Source organism: Citrobacter sp. Cm046, from assembly GCF_030333065.1.
In the GTDB taxonomy this organism is placed as follows: domain Bacteria; phylum Pseudomonadota; class Gammaproteobacteria; order Enterobacterales; family Enterobacteriaceae; genus Citrobacter; species Citrobacter murliniae.
Genome location: NZ_JAOWGP010000031.1, coordinates 22,232 through 37,277, shown reverse-complemented (window position 1 = coordinate 37,277; position 15,046 = coordinate 22,232). Strand labels below are relative to the sequence as shown.

Genomic DNA, 15,046 nt, shown 5'->3' with positions numbered 1-15,046 from the left:
ATGGCTACGTAGCTCAGCTGGTTAGAGCACATCACTCATAATGATGGGGTCACAGGTTCGAATCCCGTCGTAGCCACCATCTTTTTTGCGGGAGTGGCGAAATTGGTAGACGCACCAGATTTAGGTTCTGGCGCCGCAAGGTGTGCGAGTTCAAGTCTCGCCTCCCGCACCATTCACCCGTAAGCGTTGCACGGATGGGGTATCGCCAAGCGGTAAGGCACCGGTTTTTGATACCGGCATTCCCTGGTTCGAATCCAGGTACCCCAGCCATTTTTTCTTCGATATAGCGGTTCACCGCGACGGTCATTGGGGTATCGCCAAGCGGTAAGGCACCGGTTTTTGATACCGGCATTCCCTGGTTCGAATCCAGGTACCCCAGCCATCGAAGAATATGATAATATATGGCTACGTAGCTCAGCTGGTTAGAGCACATCACTCATAATGATGGGGTCACAGGTTCGAATCCCGTCGTAGCCACCATATTAAGGACGTATCGATTTAATTCGGTAAATCCAAAAAATTGTTGGGGTATCGCCAAGCGGTAAGGCTCTGGTTTCTGATACCAGCATTCCGAGGTTCGAATCCTCGTACCCCAGCCAATTTCAGAAAGTCGTCCACTTTGTGGGTGCACCCGTTGGGGTATCGCCAAGCGGTAAGGCTCTGGTTTCTGATACCAGCATTCCGAGGTTCGAATCCTCGTACCCCAGCCATATTAAAAAAGCTCGCTTCGGCGAGCTTTTTGCTTTTCTGCGCTCTCAATATCGTATGGCAAAAGGCTTATCGGGCCTACGGCGAATTGCGTAGGCCCGCATACGCACTACAACCCTAACGCATACTTCAGCGCCTGACGCTTCAACACACCGGCTCGCTCTGCCGCCATTAACCCGAGGTTACGCATAATACGCAGCGGCTGCAGATTATTGCTAAACCCGGCGTAGAACAGATCCATCCCACTCTGCATAATGAAGTTATCGGTCATACGACGGTTTTGGTAGCGTTTCAGCACCTGTTGACTGGCCCAGGATTCACCATAGCTACGGGCATTAACCAGCACATCAATCAGGGCATCAACGTCGCGGTATCCCAGATTAACCCCCTGCCCCGCCAGCGGATGAATGGTATGCGCGGCATCACCCACCAGCGCCAGACCTGGCTGCACATATTGCAACGCATGGCGACGAGTAAGCGGAAACGCGCCCGCTGCGACTGGTGTAACGTGTCCGAGCCGTGCAGGAAAGTGTTTGGTGATCTCGGCCTGTAGCTGCGGCATGCTGAGACTCTGCAACTGGCGGATCCTTGCCGGAGAGTCATACCACACCAGCGAAGCCCAGTTATCGAACAGCGGTAAAAACGCGCGAGGACCGTCAGGGGTAAACTGCTGCCAGGTGCTGTCTCCTGGTGAGTTCTCGCATTTTACGGTTATCAACATACAGGATTGCGCATACTGCCAGGCATGAATGCCAATTCCGGCCATTTGGCGCACCTGAGAATTCGCCCCATCGGCACCGATCACCAGCTTCACAGTGATCTTTTCACCGCCTGCCAGCTCAAGCTCATGCCGGTCATTATGGCGATGCAGAGAGATCAGTGATGCCGGCACGCGCAAAGTCACCTTTGGATGGGCTTCCAGCGCCTGCCAGAGCGCCTGTTGCAGGACGTTGTTTTCCACCATATAGCCCAGCAATGGCAGTTTAAGCTCAGCGGCATCAAACACCACATGAGCGTTTTCCCACTCCCAGGTTTCCAGGCGACGATAAGGATGACTGCGCATACCCTGTACCGCATCCCAGACGCCCAGCCCTTTCAACAGCGACACAGATGCCGAGCTAATCGCCGAAATACGCACATCAGGTTGTCCGTCAGCCACGAACGGCGCAGGAACGGCATGTTCAATAACCGTTACCGAGAATCCATGCTGCGCCAGTCCAAGCGCCAGCGCGCCGCCGACCATCCCCCCGCCGACAATGGCAATTTCCGTTGGTTGATTTGTCATGGTCAATCATCCTGTTACATGTATTGTGTAAGTTTACAGGATTTTTTACCCCTTGAGGCTGACATCGGTCATACTGGTCACAACCGCGCCAAAGCAGTACACTATGCGCCCTGCATTTCAGCCACAATTTCGCAAGAGCAAGTCGATGACCAAAAAACTCCATATTAAAACCTGGGGCTGTCAGATGAACGAATACGATTCATCGAAGATGGCCGATCTGCTGGATGCCACTCACGGATATCAACTGACCGACGTGGCGGAAGAAGCGGATGTGTTGCTGTTGAATACCTGCTCAATCCGCGAGAAGGCTCAGGAAAAAGTTTTCCACCAGTTAGGTCGCTGGAAACTCTTAAAAGAGAAAAATCCCGATCTTATTATTGGTGTCGGTGGCTGTGTTGCCTCTCAGGAAGGTGATCACATTCGTCAACGTGCACACTATGTCGATATTATTTTTGGGCCACAAACGCTTCACCGCCTGCCGGAAATGATCAATAAAGTGCGCGGTAGCAACACCCGTAGCCCGGTGGTGGATATCAGCTTCCCGGAAATCGAAAAATTCGACCGCCTGCCTGAACCGCGTGCTGAAGGTCCAAGCGCGTTTGTATCCATCATGGAAGGCTGTAATAAATATTGTACTTACTGCGTGGTGCCGTACACCCGTGGTGAAGAAGTCAGCCGCCCGGCGGATGACATTCTGTTCGAAATCGCCCAGCTTGCAGCTCAGGGCGTACGTGAAGTGAACCTGCTGGGGCAAAACGTCAACGCCTGGCGTGGTGAGAACTACGACGGCACAATTGGTTCGTTTGCCGACCTGCTGCGTCTGGTTGCCGCTATCGACGGGATCGATCGCATTCGCTTTACCACCAGCCATCCGATCGAGTTCACCGATGATATCGTTGAAGTCTATCGTGACACCCCGGAGTTGGTGAGCTTCCTGCACCTGCCGGTACAGAGTGGTTCGGATCGCGTCCTGAACCTGATGGGCCGTACCCATACCGCGCTGGAATATAAAGCGATCATCCGTAAACTGCGCGCCGCGCGCCCGGACATCCAGATTAGCTCTGACTTCATTGTTGGCTTCCCTGGTGAAACCACGCAAGATTTCGAGCAGACCATGAAGCTGATTGCTGACGTCAATTTCGACATGAGCTACAGCTTTATCTTCTCTGCGCGTCCTGGCACACCAGCAGCCGATATGGTTGACGACGTTCCGGAAGAAGAGAAAAAACAGCGCCTGTATATTCTGCAGGAACGCATCAACCAGCAGGCGATGGCCTGGAGTCGCCGTATGCTCGGCACGACTCAGCGTATTCTGGTTGAAGGCACGTCGCGTAAAAGCATTATGGAACTGTCTGGACGTACCGAAAATAACCGTGTGGTGAACTTTGAAGGCACCCCGGAAATGATTGGTAAGTTCGTAGACGTTGAAATTACCGACGTCTGGACCAACTCTCTGCGCGGTAAAGTGGTACGCACTGAAGACGAAATGGGCCTGCGCATCGCAGAAAGTCCTGAGTCAGTCATTGCACGCACCCGCAAAGAAAACGATCTCGGCGTAGGTATTTATCAGCCTTAATCTTAAGGCATCACCTCCCCCTAAATAATTCGAGCTGCAGAAAGGCGGCAAGAGCGTGAATCCCCAGGAGCATAGATAACTATGTGACTGGGTGAACAAGCGAAGCCAACGCATCTGCAGCCTGAAGTATGACAGGCGGCCTTGCAATTCCTTACCCAATCCCCATATTTATCGCAATGCTTGCGCCTTTTCTCTGTGGCGTGAATAATTTCCTTACATGCCGGTGAATGTTCAACGTCCGGCGATACATGCATAAGAGGAACGGTTTGAACATAGACACTCGAGAAATCACCCTTGAACCCGCAGACAACGCCCGTTTGTTGAGTCTTTGCGGTCCGTTTGATGACAACATCAAACAGCTGGAACGTCGCCTCGGCATCGAAATTAACCGCCGCGATAACCACTTTAAACTGACCGGTCGTCCGATTTGCGTCACCGCTGCGGCAGATATTTTACGCAGTCTCTACGTTGATACCGCCCCGATGCGCGGCCAGACGCAGGACATCGAGCCAGAACAAATTCACCTGGCGATCAAAGAAGCGCGTGTTCTTGAACAGAGCGCAGACAGCGTGCCTGAGTTTGGCAAAGCGGTGAATATCAAAACCAAACGCGGGGTGATTAAACCGCGTACGCCGAATCAGGCGCAGTATATCGCCAACATTCTTGACCACGACATCACCTTCGGCGTTGGCCCTGCAGGTACGGGTAAAACTTACCTTGCCGTTGCCGCGGCGGTAGATGCGCTTGAGCGTCAGGAAATCCGCCGTATTCTGCTGACCCGTCCGGCGGTTGAAGCCGGTGAAAAACTGGGTTTCCTGCCAGGCGATCTGAGCCAGAAAGTCGACCCGTATTTACGCCCGCTGTATGACGCTCTGTTCGAAATGCTCGGTTTCGAGAAAGTAGAGAAGCTGATTGAGCGTAACGTCATTGAGGTCGCACCACTGGCTTATATGCGCGGTCGTACGCTGAACGATGCGTTCATCATTCTTGATGAGAGTCAGAACACCACCATCGAACAAATGAAAATGTTCCTGACTCGTATCGGCTTTAACTCCAAAGCCGTTATCACTGGCGACATTACCCAGATTGACCTACCGCGCAGCACCAAATCCGGCCTGCGTCATGCCATCGAAGTGCTGGCTGAAGTCGACGAGATTAGTTTTAATTTCTTCCATAGCGAAGACGTGGTGCGCCACCCGGTAGTTGCCCGTATCGTGACGGCGTATGAGGCCTGGGAAGAAGCAGAACAAAAACGAAAAGCCGAGCTGGCTGCGGAACGTAAACGCGAAGCTCAGGAACAGGAACAAAAATGAGTCAGGTTATCCTCGATTTACAGCTGGCATGTGAAAATGAATCCGGCTTACCGCAAGAGAGTCAGTTTCAGGCATGGCTGGATGCAGTGATCCCGCAGTTCCAGGAAGAATCAGAAGTGACTATTCGCCTGGTTGATGACGCCGAAAGTCACGAACTGAACCTGACCTATCGCGGAAAGGACAAGTCTACCAACGTGCTTTCCTTCCCGTTTGAAGCGCCTCCGGGGATTGAGCTGCCGCTGCTGGGTGACCTGATCATCTGCCGCCAGGTGGTTGAAAAAGAAGCGCAGGAGCAAGGCAAACCGCTGGAAGCCCACTGGGCGCATATGGTGGTGCATGGTAGCCTGCATTTGCTGGGTTACGACCATATCGAAGACGACGAAGCGGAAGAGATGGAATCCCTTGAAACAGAGATTATGCTTGCTCTGGGCTATGAGGATCCGTACATTGCCGAGAAAGAATAAGCTGCCGGGCTAACGCCCGGCGGTTGTTGTTGCCGTCTGACGCAGAGTATTTGCTCGACGTGCTTAATATTAACTAACATGAGAACCCATACGACGCCATGAGCGACGACAATTCACACAGTAGTGACACCTTAAACAGCAAAAAGGGATTTTTTTCCCTGTTACTGAGCCAACTTTTCCACGGTGAACCTAAAAACCGCGACGAACTGTTGGAGCTGATCCGTGATTCCGGGCAGAACGACCTTATCGATGAAGATACGCGCGATATGCTCGAAGGGGTGATGGACATTGCGGACCAACGCGTTCGCGACATCATGATCCCCCGCTCCCAGATGATTACCCTCAAACGCAACCAGACCCTGGATGAATGCCTCGATGTTATTATCGAGTCTGCTCACTCGCGTTTCCCGGTGATCAGCGAAGACAAAGATCACATTGAAGGGATTCTGATGGCCAAAGACTTGCTGCCGTTCATGCGCAGCGATTCCGAAGCCTTCAGCATGGAAAAAGTGTTACGCCAGGCAGTTGTCGTACCTGAGAGCAAGCGTGTTGACCGCATGCTGAAAGAGTTCCGTTCTCAGCGTTACCATATGGCTATCGTCATCGACGAATTCGGCGGAGTGTCTGGTCTGGTGACTATTGAAGACATCCTTGAACTGATCGTCGGTGAAATCGAAGATGAGTACGACGAAGAAGACGATATTGATTTCCGTCAGCTCAGTCGCCATACATGGACTATCCGAGCGCTCGCGCCAATTGAAGACTTCAACGAAGCCTTTGGCACCCACTTTAGCGACGAAGAAGTGGATACCATTGGCGGGCTGGTCATGCAGGCCTTTGGTCATCTGCCCGCTCGCGGTGAGACTATCGACATCGATGGTTACCAGTTCAAAGTAGCAATGGCCGACAGCCGTCGTATTATTCAGGTTCATGTCAGAATTCCGGACGACTCACCCCAGCCCAAACTGGACGAATAAACCCGATACTGGATCAAAGACTACATGGCATTTGCCCCATTAATTGAACGCCAGCGCATTCGCCTGCTGCTGGCGTTATTATTCGGTGCCTGCGGGACGCTGGCTTTCTCTCCGTATGACATCTGGCCTGCAGCGATTGTTTCGCTGATGGGCCTGCAGGCTCTCACCCTCAACCGCCGCCCGCTCCAGTCTGCCGCTATTGGCTATTTCTGGGGAATGGGGCTTTTTGGCTCCGGCATCAACTGGGTCTACGTCAGCATCGCGCAATTTGGCGGTATGCCGGGACCGGTTAACGTTTTCCTCGTGGTACTGCTTGCCGCGTACCTCTCACTCTACACCGGTCTGTTTGCCGGTATTTTGTCGCGATTGTGGCCGAAAACCACCTGGCTACGGGTGGCGATCGCCGCACCGGTTGTCTGGCAGATAACCGAATTTCTGCGCGGTTGGGTGCTGACCGGCTTCCCGTGGCTGCAGTTTGGCTACAGTCAGATTGATGGCCCGTTGAAAGGGCTGGCACCGGTAATGGGCGTTGAGGCGATTAACTTCCTGCTGATGATGGTCAGCGGTCTGCTGGTATTGGCGTTAGTCACGCGTAACTGGCGTCCGCTGGTGGCGGCCGTCGTGCTTTTCGCCCTGCCCTTCCCGCTACGCTACATTCAGTGGTATACCCTCGAACCGGAAAAAACCACCCAGGTTTCCATGGTACAGGGCGACATTCCGCAGTCACTGAAGTGGGATGAGGGCCAACTTCTCAACACGCTGAAGATTTATCTCGACGCTACCCAGCCCGAGATGGGTAAATCACAGCTGATTATCTGGCCGGAGTCCGCCATCCCGGATCTGGAAATCAATCAGCAGCGTTTCCTCAGCATGATGGATGACCTGTTAAAATCCAAAAACAGTACCTTAATCACCGGGATTGTTGACGCTCGCCTCAACAAACAGAATCGTTACGATACCTACAACACCATCATCACGCTGGGTAAAGACAGTCCGTACAGCTACGATTCCACAAATCGCTACAACAAGAACCATCTGGTACCGTTTGGTGAATTTGTTCCGCTGGAATCGATTCTGCGCCCGTTAGCGCCGTTCTTTGACCTGCCAATGTCCTCGTTTAGCCGTGGCCCGTATATCCAGCCACAGCTGCACGCACACGGTTTTAAACTGACTGCGGCAATCTGCTACGAAATTATCCTTGGCGAACAGGTACGCGATAACTTCCGTCCGGATACGGACTACTTGCTGACCATCTCCAATGATGCCTGGTTTGGTAAATCCATCGGCCCGTGGCAGCACTTCCAGATGGCACGTATGCGTTCCCTGGAGCTGGCGCGTCCGCTGTTGCGTAGCACCAATAACGGGATTACCGCGGTGATTGGTCCGCAGGGTGACGTGCAGGCCATGATCCCGCAGTTTACCCGCCAGGTACTGACCACCAGCGTCACGCCGACAACGGGTCTCACACCTTATGCCCGTACCGGCAACTGGCCGCTGTGGCTTATCACCGCACTGCTTGGTTTTGGCGCAGTGTTGATGAGTCTGCGTCAACGTCGTAAGTAAAGCGGCTGTACCGTCGGATGACGGCGCGAAAACATTTTATCCGGCTTACAACCTCACTGTAGGCCGGATAAGCTAAATACTATCCTGCATCGAAACCCACCGAACTTCCCATTCTGGCACGTCAATTGCTTTATTAAATAACACAATAGCAATTTGGATGAATGTGCAACCTGGTCGCACCAAAGCGGATCACTGGTAGCACCTAAAAAGTGCAACAAGATATTTTTGCCCCTAAACGGTGCGGCGCACTTCGCAAAAATAAACAATAACACAGCAAATTCTTTACATTCATCCAAACTAAATGTTAACAAACACACACAAGACTGCACATTTAAGTTGCAAACAATAACAACATCACAATGGGTATCAATGCGTCCCTGGCGCAGACGATAAAGGAGTTGGATATGCAATTACGTAAGCTCGCCACTGCCATGCTGGTTATGGGAATGTCCGCCGGTCTGGCGCATGCAGAAGACGCAGCGCCCGCAGCAGGCAGCACGCTGGACAAGATCGCAAAAAATGGCGTGATCGTCGTCGGGCACCGTGAATCATCGGTTCCGTTTTCTTACTACGATAATCAGCAAAAAGTGGTCGGTTATTCACAGGATTACTCCAACGCGATCGTTGAAGCCGTGAAGAAAAAGCTGAACAAGCCTGACCTGCAGGTAAAACTGATTCCGATTACCTCGCAAAACCGTATTCCCCTGCTGCAAAACGGGACCTTCGACTTTGAATGTGGCTCCACCACCAACAACGTTGAACGCCAGAAGCAAGCTGCTTTCTCTGACACCATTTTCGTTGTAGGCACGCGTCTGCTGGCGAAAAAAGGCGGCGATATTAAAGACTTCCCGGATCTGAAAGGCAAAGCCGTGGTCGTTACTTCCGGTACTACCTCTGAAGTGCTGCTGCACAAGCTGAACGAAGAACAAAAAATGGATATGCGCATCATCAGCGCGAAAGACCACGGTGACTCTTTCCGTACCCTGGAAAGCGGTCGTGCCGTTGCCTTTATGATGGATGACGCACTGCTGGCTGGCGAGCGCGCGAAAGCGAAGAAACCGGACAACTGGGAGATCGTCGGTAAGCCGCAATCTCAGGAAGCTTACGGCTGTATGCTGCGTAAAGACGACGTCGCATTCAAGAAGCTGATGGATGACACCATCGCTCAGGCTCAGACCTCCGGTGAAGCAGAAAAATGGTTTGATAAGTGGTTTAAAAACCCAATTCCACCGAAAAACCTGAACATGAATTTCGAGCTGTCAAACGAGATGAAAGCCCTGTTCAAAGAACCGAATGACAAAGCACTTAACTAACTAAAATAAATGGGGCGAGTTTACCTTGCCCTCTCGATTGTTTTTCAGCACGGACAGACTATAAGCCTGATGGTCGTTCCCCATCAGGCTCGAAAACCGAAAAACGCTGGATAACAATCTTCGAGGGTAGCGCTGCTACCCTTTTTTTTCTGGAGTAGATTTATGTCTATAGACTGGAACTGGGGCATTTTTTTACAACAAGCCCCGTTCGGCAACACCACCTATCTCGGCTGGCTCTGGAGTGGTTTCCAGGTTACGGTCGCGTTATCTATCACTGCCTGGATTATCGCTTTCCTGGTGGGTTCTCTCTTCGGTATTTTACGTACTGTTCCCAACCGCTTCCTTGCCGGGCTCGGCACGCTGTATGTTGAACTGTTTCGCAACGTTCCGCTGATTGTACAATTCTTCACCTGGTATCTGGTGGTCCCTGAATTGCTGCCGGAGAATCTCGGCATGTGGTTCAAGGCTGAACTGGATCCCAATATTCAGTTCTTCCTTTCATCGATGATCTGTCTGGGGCTGTTTACTGCCGCTCGCGTCTGTGAACAGGTTCGTGCTGCGATTCAGTCTCTGCCTCGCGGGCAGAAAAATGCAGCGCTGGCGATGGGTCTGACTCTGCCACAGGCATACCGCTATGTTCTGCTGCCTAACGCCTACCGCGTGATCGTCCCGCCGATGACTTCAGAGATGATGAACCTGGTGAAAAACTCAGCCATCGCCTCGACCATCGGTCTGGTCGATATGGCGGCACAGGCAGGAAAACTGCTGGATTACTCAGCCCACGCATGGGAATCGTTTACGGCCATTACCCTGGCCTATGTACTGATTAACGCCTTTATTATGCTGGTGATGAATCTTGTCGAACGTAAAATCCGCCTGCCTGGCAACATAGGAGGCAAATAATGTACGATTTTGACTGGAGCTCGATTGTCCCTTCCCTGCCGTATCTGTTGGATGGGCTGCTCATCACGCTGAAAATTACCGTTACGGCGGTCATCATCGGTATCGTCTGGGGAACCATCCTGGCGGTCATGCGTCTGTCCAGCTTCGCGCCAATTGCCTGGTTTGCGAAAATATACGTTAACGTATTCCGTTCCATTCCGCTGGTGATGGTGCTGCTGTGGTTCTATCTGATCGTGCCAGGCTTCCTGCAAAACGTGCTGGGTCTGTCACCGAAAACCGATATTCGTCTGATCTCAGCAATGGTCGCGTTTTCGATGTTTGAAGCCGCCTACTACTCGGAGATTATCCGCGCAGGGATCCAGAGTATTTCCCGCGGGCAATCCAGCGCTGCGCTGGCACTGGGGATGACCCACTGGCAATCGATGAAGCTCATCATATTGCCACAGGCATTTCGCGCCATGGTTCCGCTGCTGCTTACCCAGGGCATCGTACTGTTCCAGGACACCTCCCTGGTCTACGTATTGAGTCTGGCAGACTTCTTCCGCACCGCCTCCACCATTGGCGAGCGTGACGGCACTCAGGTTGAGATGATCCTGTTTGCTGGCGCCGTCTATTTTGTATTCAGTCTGAGCGCATCGTTGTTGGTCAGCTATTTGAAGAAAAGGACAGTTTAATGATTACCCTGAAAAATGTTTCTAAATGGTATGGTCACTTTCAGGTGCTGACCGACTGCTCCACAGAAGTGAAAAAAGGTGAAGTGGTGGTGGTCTGCGGCCCGTCAGGTTCCGGTAAATCAACGCTAATTAAAACGGTAAACGGGCTGGAGCCTGTGCAGCAGGGTATCATCACCGTTGATGGTACCGTTGTGAATGATAAAAAAACCGATCTGGCAAAACTACGTTCCCGCGTCGGCATGGTGTTCCAGCACTTTGAACTGTTCCCCCATCTGTCGATCATTGAGAACCTGACTCTGGCCCAGGTAAAAGTGCTCAAACGCGATAAAGCGCCCGCTCGAGAAAAAGCGCAAAAGTTGCTCGAACGCGTAGGGTTATCAGCCCATGCCAATAAGTTTCCGGCGCAGCTCTCCGGTGGTCAGCAGCAGCGTGTTGCTATCGCCCGCGCGCTGTGTATGGACCCTATCGCCATGCTGTTTGACGAACCCACATCGGCACTTGATCCTGAAATGATCAACGAAGTACTGGACGTTATGGTTGAACTGGCCAATGAAGGCATGACCATGATGGTGGTGACTCATGAAATGGGCTTCGCGCGTAAAGTGGCTAACCGGGTTATCTTTATGGATGAAGGGAAAATTGTTGAAGACTCGGAAAAAGAGGCCTTCTTCGCCAACCCGAAATCAGACCGCGCCAAAGACTTCCTCGCTAAAATTCTGCATTAATTCTTCCTGCGCGCACTCGGTAGAGTGCGCGTTACATCACGCTTTAGCATTTCTATTCTCGTTCATTTCATTAGTCAGCTTTAACCTTGTTGCAAAATCACGCGAACAAGGAATTGCTATGGCACTGCCGATCATTCTTGATTGCGATCCCGGTCATGACGACGCGATCGCCATTGTTCTTGCACTCGCCTCTCCCGAACTTGAAGTGAAAGCCATTACCTCCTCTGCCGGTAACCAGACGCCGGAGAAAACCCTGCGTAACGTGCTAAGAATGCTGACGCTGCTGAAACGCCCTGATATCCCAGTGGCGGGCGGCGCGGTAAAACCGCTGATGCGTGAACTGATTATCGCCGACAACGTTCACGGCGAAAGCGGTCTTGACGGCCCGGCTCTGCCGGAACCCTCATTCGCACCGCTTAACTGTAACGCCGTCGAACTGATGGCAAAAACACTGCGCGAAAGCCACGAACCGGTGACGCTTGTATCAACCGGACCACAAACCAACGTCGCCCTGTTGCTTAATAGCCACCCGGAACTGCACGATAAAATCGCGCAAATTGTGATCATGGGCGGTGCAATGGCGCTCGGTAACTGGACACCTGCCGCCGAGTTCAACATCTACGTTGACCCGGAAGCCGCAGAAATCGTCTTCCAGTCTGGGATCCCTATTGTCATGGCCGGGCTGGACGTCACGCACAAAGCGCAGATTTATCATGAAGACACCGAGCGCTTCCGCGCTATCGGCAACCCGATTTCCACCATCGTGGCCGAATTACTGGATTTCTTCCTCGAATACCACAAAGACGAAAAATGGGGCTTTATCGGCGCGCCATTGCATGACCCGTGTACCATCGCCTGGCTTCTCCAACCCGAATTGTTCACCACCGTAGAACGATGGGTTGGCGTGGAAACGCAGGGGAAATACACGCAGGGCATGACGGTCGTAGATTACTACTTCCTGACGGGGAATAAACCGAACGCGAAGGTGATGGTCGATGTTGATCGCCAGGGGTTTGTCGATTTACTGGCGAAAAGATTGAAATTTTACGCGTAATGAATGTCTTGATTAAGACCATCGTAATAAAATGCGATGGCCTTGTTTCGTATTAGTCGAGAGAATACATAGCTTAATGAATCGTTTTTCCGGATCTTAGCCCGAAGAGAAAAGAAGGACAAAAAGTACGAAGCTATCCTACTTTTACCTGTAATCTCATTATCAAGAACAAAGACCTACAGGGCCAGAATCTAAATATATTCTTAAAAACAACTTTCTGATATGTTCTTAAAAGCGTTCATATTACATCGATTAATAAACATATCATCTACATAGCCTTGTTTTCTTGTGGTATCAACTCAGAAAAAAGCCAAATTCCTTTTCACGGTGAATATTATTTCTTTTTACCTAATTGCTGTGTGCGATATATTTGGTTAAACAATTTTATTGTATGAATCTCCATGGCTACAATCTTTTCGTTGCAGATTTACTATTTATTATCTGCATCAATATATTTACGAGAAAGATAAATATCTTTTTGCATCGTTAGTACCATGTTTTTGACATGAAAAAATGGAGTTTTAAATGAAAAAGGTACTTTTAGCAGCATCCGTAATGGCCGCACTGATTTCTGGTCATGTTATGGCAAGCGACACCATCACCATTAACGGTGAAATCATCGAAAAAGGTTGCACCATTGGTGAGAACGGTAATGCGAATATCGATCTGCGTACCGTGACCGTTGCACAGGTGAAAGAAACCGGTATAGGTAGCGAACTGGCAAACCAAGCTGACTATTTCATGATTAAAGATTGCCCGGCAGGCTACGAAGTTGAATTAAACTTCATTGCTGACATCCCGCCAGGGTATGATAACGGTATTGTGAACACTGAAGCACCATCAAATACAGTTGTTGCGCATTACCTGCGAGATGCGCGTCCTACTCATATATCAGACCACGTATATTTGACTAACCCATCCAGAAACCAGGTATACCTTGATAACGATGAACGCACTAAAGCACAATCAAGTACGGGCTTTAGTTTCCCGATTGAATCAGGTTATCTGAAAACGGCTGAAGTTGATGGTGAAAATACGCCAGCCGGTCTCACCAAATCTGTGGTAACGCTGAACGTATATTATCGTCAGTAATTTGCACAAACGGGTGTAATCAATATATCCCCTCCTTGAGGGGATATATCCGCAACATTGTGTTTTCACACGCCTGTTTGAGGGAGATATCCAGGATGATACAAACCAGGAAAATTGTTCTCGCGACGATTATTCCCCTAATGCTGATAAGCAATTCACCAGCATGGGCTGAAGAAGAAGTAGATTCTATCAGGTTGGATGTATACGCCAGGTTGGTAGCATCAGCTTGCAAGATCATATTAGATGGCGGGGCGGAGATTGATCTTGCCCCTATCGGCACGCAAGATGTCAATAAAGTGAGCTTAGGCGCGCCTGTCCCTGAAGGTCGTAAGACGATTAATGCATCCATCAGCCAGTGTGGGCAAAACGGTCAGTACACATTGACGTTTAGCGGAATGCCGGTCAGTAATTACCCAAATGCAATAGCCAGCAGCGGCGAAGCCGAGGGCGTAGCGCACTACCTGAAATATGTTGACTCCACCGGGGCTTTTTATCCGGACGGCACATTTCTTGGCGATGGTGAGCCATCGTCACTGCACTATATAGATACCACCAAAGACGTTAAGTTTCAGCTTGAGGCCGGATATATGCGCATTGGTGACACAGTTACCAGCGGGAAAACGGCCACTACCGTTACCGTTGAAATCAAGCAAAATTAACGAGCTTTGGTGTAATTATATTTTGGTTTTCGAGGAAATAAGCAATGAAGGGAATTCAAAAAATCATTATCGGTATGCTATTAGGCGCATTCACCTTATCCAGTGCCTATGCCAACGTGTCGTTAATGGGAACGCGGGTCATTTATAACGGCGCGAAAAAAGAGGCATCCATTAACCTGGAAAACCCTGACAGTTCTCCTTATTTAGTACAGTCATGGGTTGAGATGCCGGATGGTAATAAAGCGCAGAAAGCGCCATTTATCATTACACCGCCGTTGTTCCGCCTTGACCCTAAGCAAAAGAATGTACTGCGCATTATTCTCACCACCCCACTACCAGAAAATAAAGAATCTTTATTCTGGCTGAATGTTAAAGGCATACCCAGCGAGTCAAAAGCGGACAACAGCATTCAGATCGCGATAAATACGGTAATTAAATTAATTTACCGTCCAAAGTCATTAGATAACTTCATTCCGGCTAACCAAAAAAATAAACTCACCTGGCAACGCAGCGGAAATCAGATTCAGGTGAACAATGCTTCCGCCTACTATTTTAACTTCAGCAAAATAACCGTCGCTGGCAAAAAGGTGGAACACGTCACCTATGTGGCCCCAGGCGAAAGTGCCCGTTTTGATTTACCGAAAGGCGTAACCGGGGGAGATGTATCGTTCGCAATAATAAATGACCAGGGTGGTGTTGGCGAAGATTTCCATACACATATTTGACTGATGGATTAGTTA

The 15,046-nt window shown here is 50.6% G+C and carries 14 protein-coding genes and 7 tRNA genes; 20 read left to right on the top strand and 1 reads right to left on the bottom strand.

Annotated features, from left to right (window positions below; genetic code table 11):
* Positions 1-2: 2 nt before the first annotated feature.
* From OGX98_RS03820 to OGX98_RS03790, 7 genes are all read left to right on the top strand, one after another.
* A tRNA-Met gene (locus OGX98_RS03820) sits at positions 3-79 on the top strand.
* An 8-nt stretch (positions 80-87) separates the two neighbouring features.
* Positions 88-172: transfer RNA gene (locus OGX98_RS03815), tRNA-Leu, on the top strand.
* A 23-nt stretch (positions 173-195) separates the two neighbouring features.
* Positions 196-270 (top strand) — tRNA-Gln (locus OGX98_RS03810).
* A 37-nt stretch (positions 271-307) separates the two neighbouring features.
* A tRNA-Gln gene (locus OGX98_RS03805) sits at positions 308-382 on the top strand.
* Positions 383-403: 21 nt separating this feature from the next.
* Positions 404-480: transfer RNA gene (locus tag OGX98_RS03800), tRNA-Met, on the top strand.
* Between the two features lie 44 nt (positions 481-524).
* Positions 525-599, top strand: a tRNA-Gln gene (locus tag OGX98_RS03795).
* Between the two features lie 36 nt (positions 600-635).
* Positions 636-710, top strand: a tRNA-Gln gene (locus OGX98_RS03790).
* Between the two features lie 107 nt (positions 711-817).
* On the opposite strand, the gene ubiF is transcribed toward OGX98_RS03790, so the two are convergent.
* A complete protein-coding gene (gene ubiF / locus OGX98_RS03785) occupies positions 818-1,993 on the bottom strand; it encodes a 3-demethoxyubiquinol 3-hydroxylase (protein WP_045441056.1) in 1,176 nt (391 codons plus the stop codon).
* A gap of 145 nt (positions 1,994-2,138) precedes the next feature.
* On the opposite strand from ubiF, the gene miaB reads away from it, so the two are divergent.
* The 13 genes from miaB (at position 2,139) to OGX98_RS03720 (ending at position 15,031) form a co-directional block, all read left to right on the top strand.
* Positions 2,139-3,569 (top strand): tRNA (N6-isopentenyl adenosine(37)-C2)-methylthiotransferase MiaB, encoded by a 1,431-nt coding sequence (gene miaB / locus OGX98_RS03780; protein ID WP_045449497.1) that lies wholly within the window; start codon positions 2,139-2,141, stop codon positions 3,567-3,569.
* A gap of 266 nt (positions 3,570-3,835) precedes the next feature.
* Positions 3,836-4,882: a PhoH family protein gene (locus OGX98_RS03775; RefSeq protein ID WP_019076268.1), complete on the top strand. Its 1,047-nt coding sequence runs from the start codon at positions 3,836-3,838 to the stop codon at positions 4,880-4,882.
* Positions 4,879-5,346, top strand: a complete 468-nt coding sequence (ybeY, locus tag OGX98_RS03770) for an rRNA maturation RNase YbeY (RefSeq protein WP_045441055.1) — start codon at positions 4,879-4,881, stop codon at positions 5,344-5,346. The genes OGX98_RS03775 and ybeY overlap by 4 nt, the downstream gene beginning before the upstream one ends.
* 98 nt (positions 5,347-5,444) lie before the next feature.
* Positions 5,445-6,323: a CNNM family magnesium/cobalt transport protein CorC gene (corC, locus tag OGX98_RS03765; RefSeq protein ID WP_045441054.1), complete on the top strand. Its 879-nt coding sequence runs from the start codon at positions 5,445-5,447 to the stop codon at positions 6,321-6,323.
* Positions 6,324-6,347: 24 nt separating this feature from the next.
* Positions 6,348-7,886: an apolipoprotein N-acyltransferase gene (gene lnt / locus OGX98_RS03760; protein WP_048221857.1), complete on the top strand. Its 1,539-nt coding sequence runs from the start codon at positions 6,348-6,350 to the stop codon at positions 7,884-7,886.
* Between the two features lie 404 nt (positions 7,887-8,290).
* Positions 8,291-9,199, top strand: a complete 909-nt coding sequence (gltI, locus tag OGX98_RS03755) for a glutamate/aspartate ABC transporter substrate-binding protein GltI (RefSeq protein ID WP_045441052.1) — start codon at positions 8,291-8,293, stop codon at positions 9,197-9,199.
* Between the two features lie 162 nt (positions 9,200-9,361).
* Positions 9,362-10,102 carry a glutamate/aspartate ABC transporter permease GltJ gene (gene gltJ / locus OGX98_RS03750; protein ID WP_045441051.1) on the top strand — a complete coding sequence of 247 codons (741 nt, stop codon included), beginning with the start codon at positions 9,362-9,364 and terminating at the stop codon, positions 10,100-10,102.
* Positions 10,102-10,776: a glutamate/aspartate ABC transporter permease GltK gene (gene gltK / locus OGX98_RS03745; protein WP_045441050.1), complete on the top strand. Its 675-nt coding sequence runs from the start codon at positions 10,102-10,104 to the stop codon at positions 10,774-10,776. The genes gltJ and gltK overlap by 1 nt, the downstream gene beginning before the upstream one ends.
* The gene (gene gltL, locus OGX98_RS03740) at positions 10,776-11,501 is read left to right on the top strand and encodes a glutamate/aspartate ABC transporter ATP-binding protein GltL (RefSeq protein WP_045441049.1); all 726 of its coding nucleotides are present in this window, start codon (positions 10,776-10,778) and stop codon (positions 11,499-11,501) included. The genes gltK and gltL overlap by 1 nt, the downstream gene beginning before the upstream one ends.
* Before the next feature lie 118 nt (positions 11,502-11,619).
* On the top strand, positions 11,620-12,555 hold the full coding sequence (rihA, locus tag OGX98_RS03735; protein WP_045441048.1) for a pyrimidine-specific ribonucleoside hydrolase RihA: 936 nt from the start codon (positions 11,620-11,622) through the stop codon (positions 12,553-12,555).
* Between the two features lie 525 nt (positions 12,556-13,080).
* Positions 13,081-13,647, top strand: a complete 567-nt coding sequence (locus OGX98_RS03730; RefSeq protein ID WP_045441047.1) for a fimbrial protein — start codon at positions 13,081-13,083, stop codon at positions 13,645-13,647.
* A 95-nt stretch (positions 13,648-13,742) separates the two neighbouring features.
* The gene (locus tag OGX98_RS03725) at positions 13,743-14,306 is read left to right on the top strand and encodes a fimbrial protein (protein ID WP_286594842.1); all 564 of its coding nucleotides are present in this window, start codon (positions 13,743-13,745) and stop codon (positions 14,304-14,306) included.
* Positions 14,307-14,350: 44 nt separating this feature from the next.
* Positions 14,351-15,031, top strand: a complete 681-nt coding sequence (locus tag OGX98_RS03720) for a fimbrial biogenesis chaperone (RefSeq protein WP_045441045.1) — start codon at positions 14,351-14,353, stop codon at positions 15,029-15,031.
* The last annotated feature ends 15 nt before the right edge of the window (positions 15,032-15,046 follow it).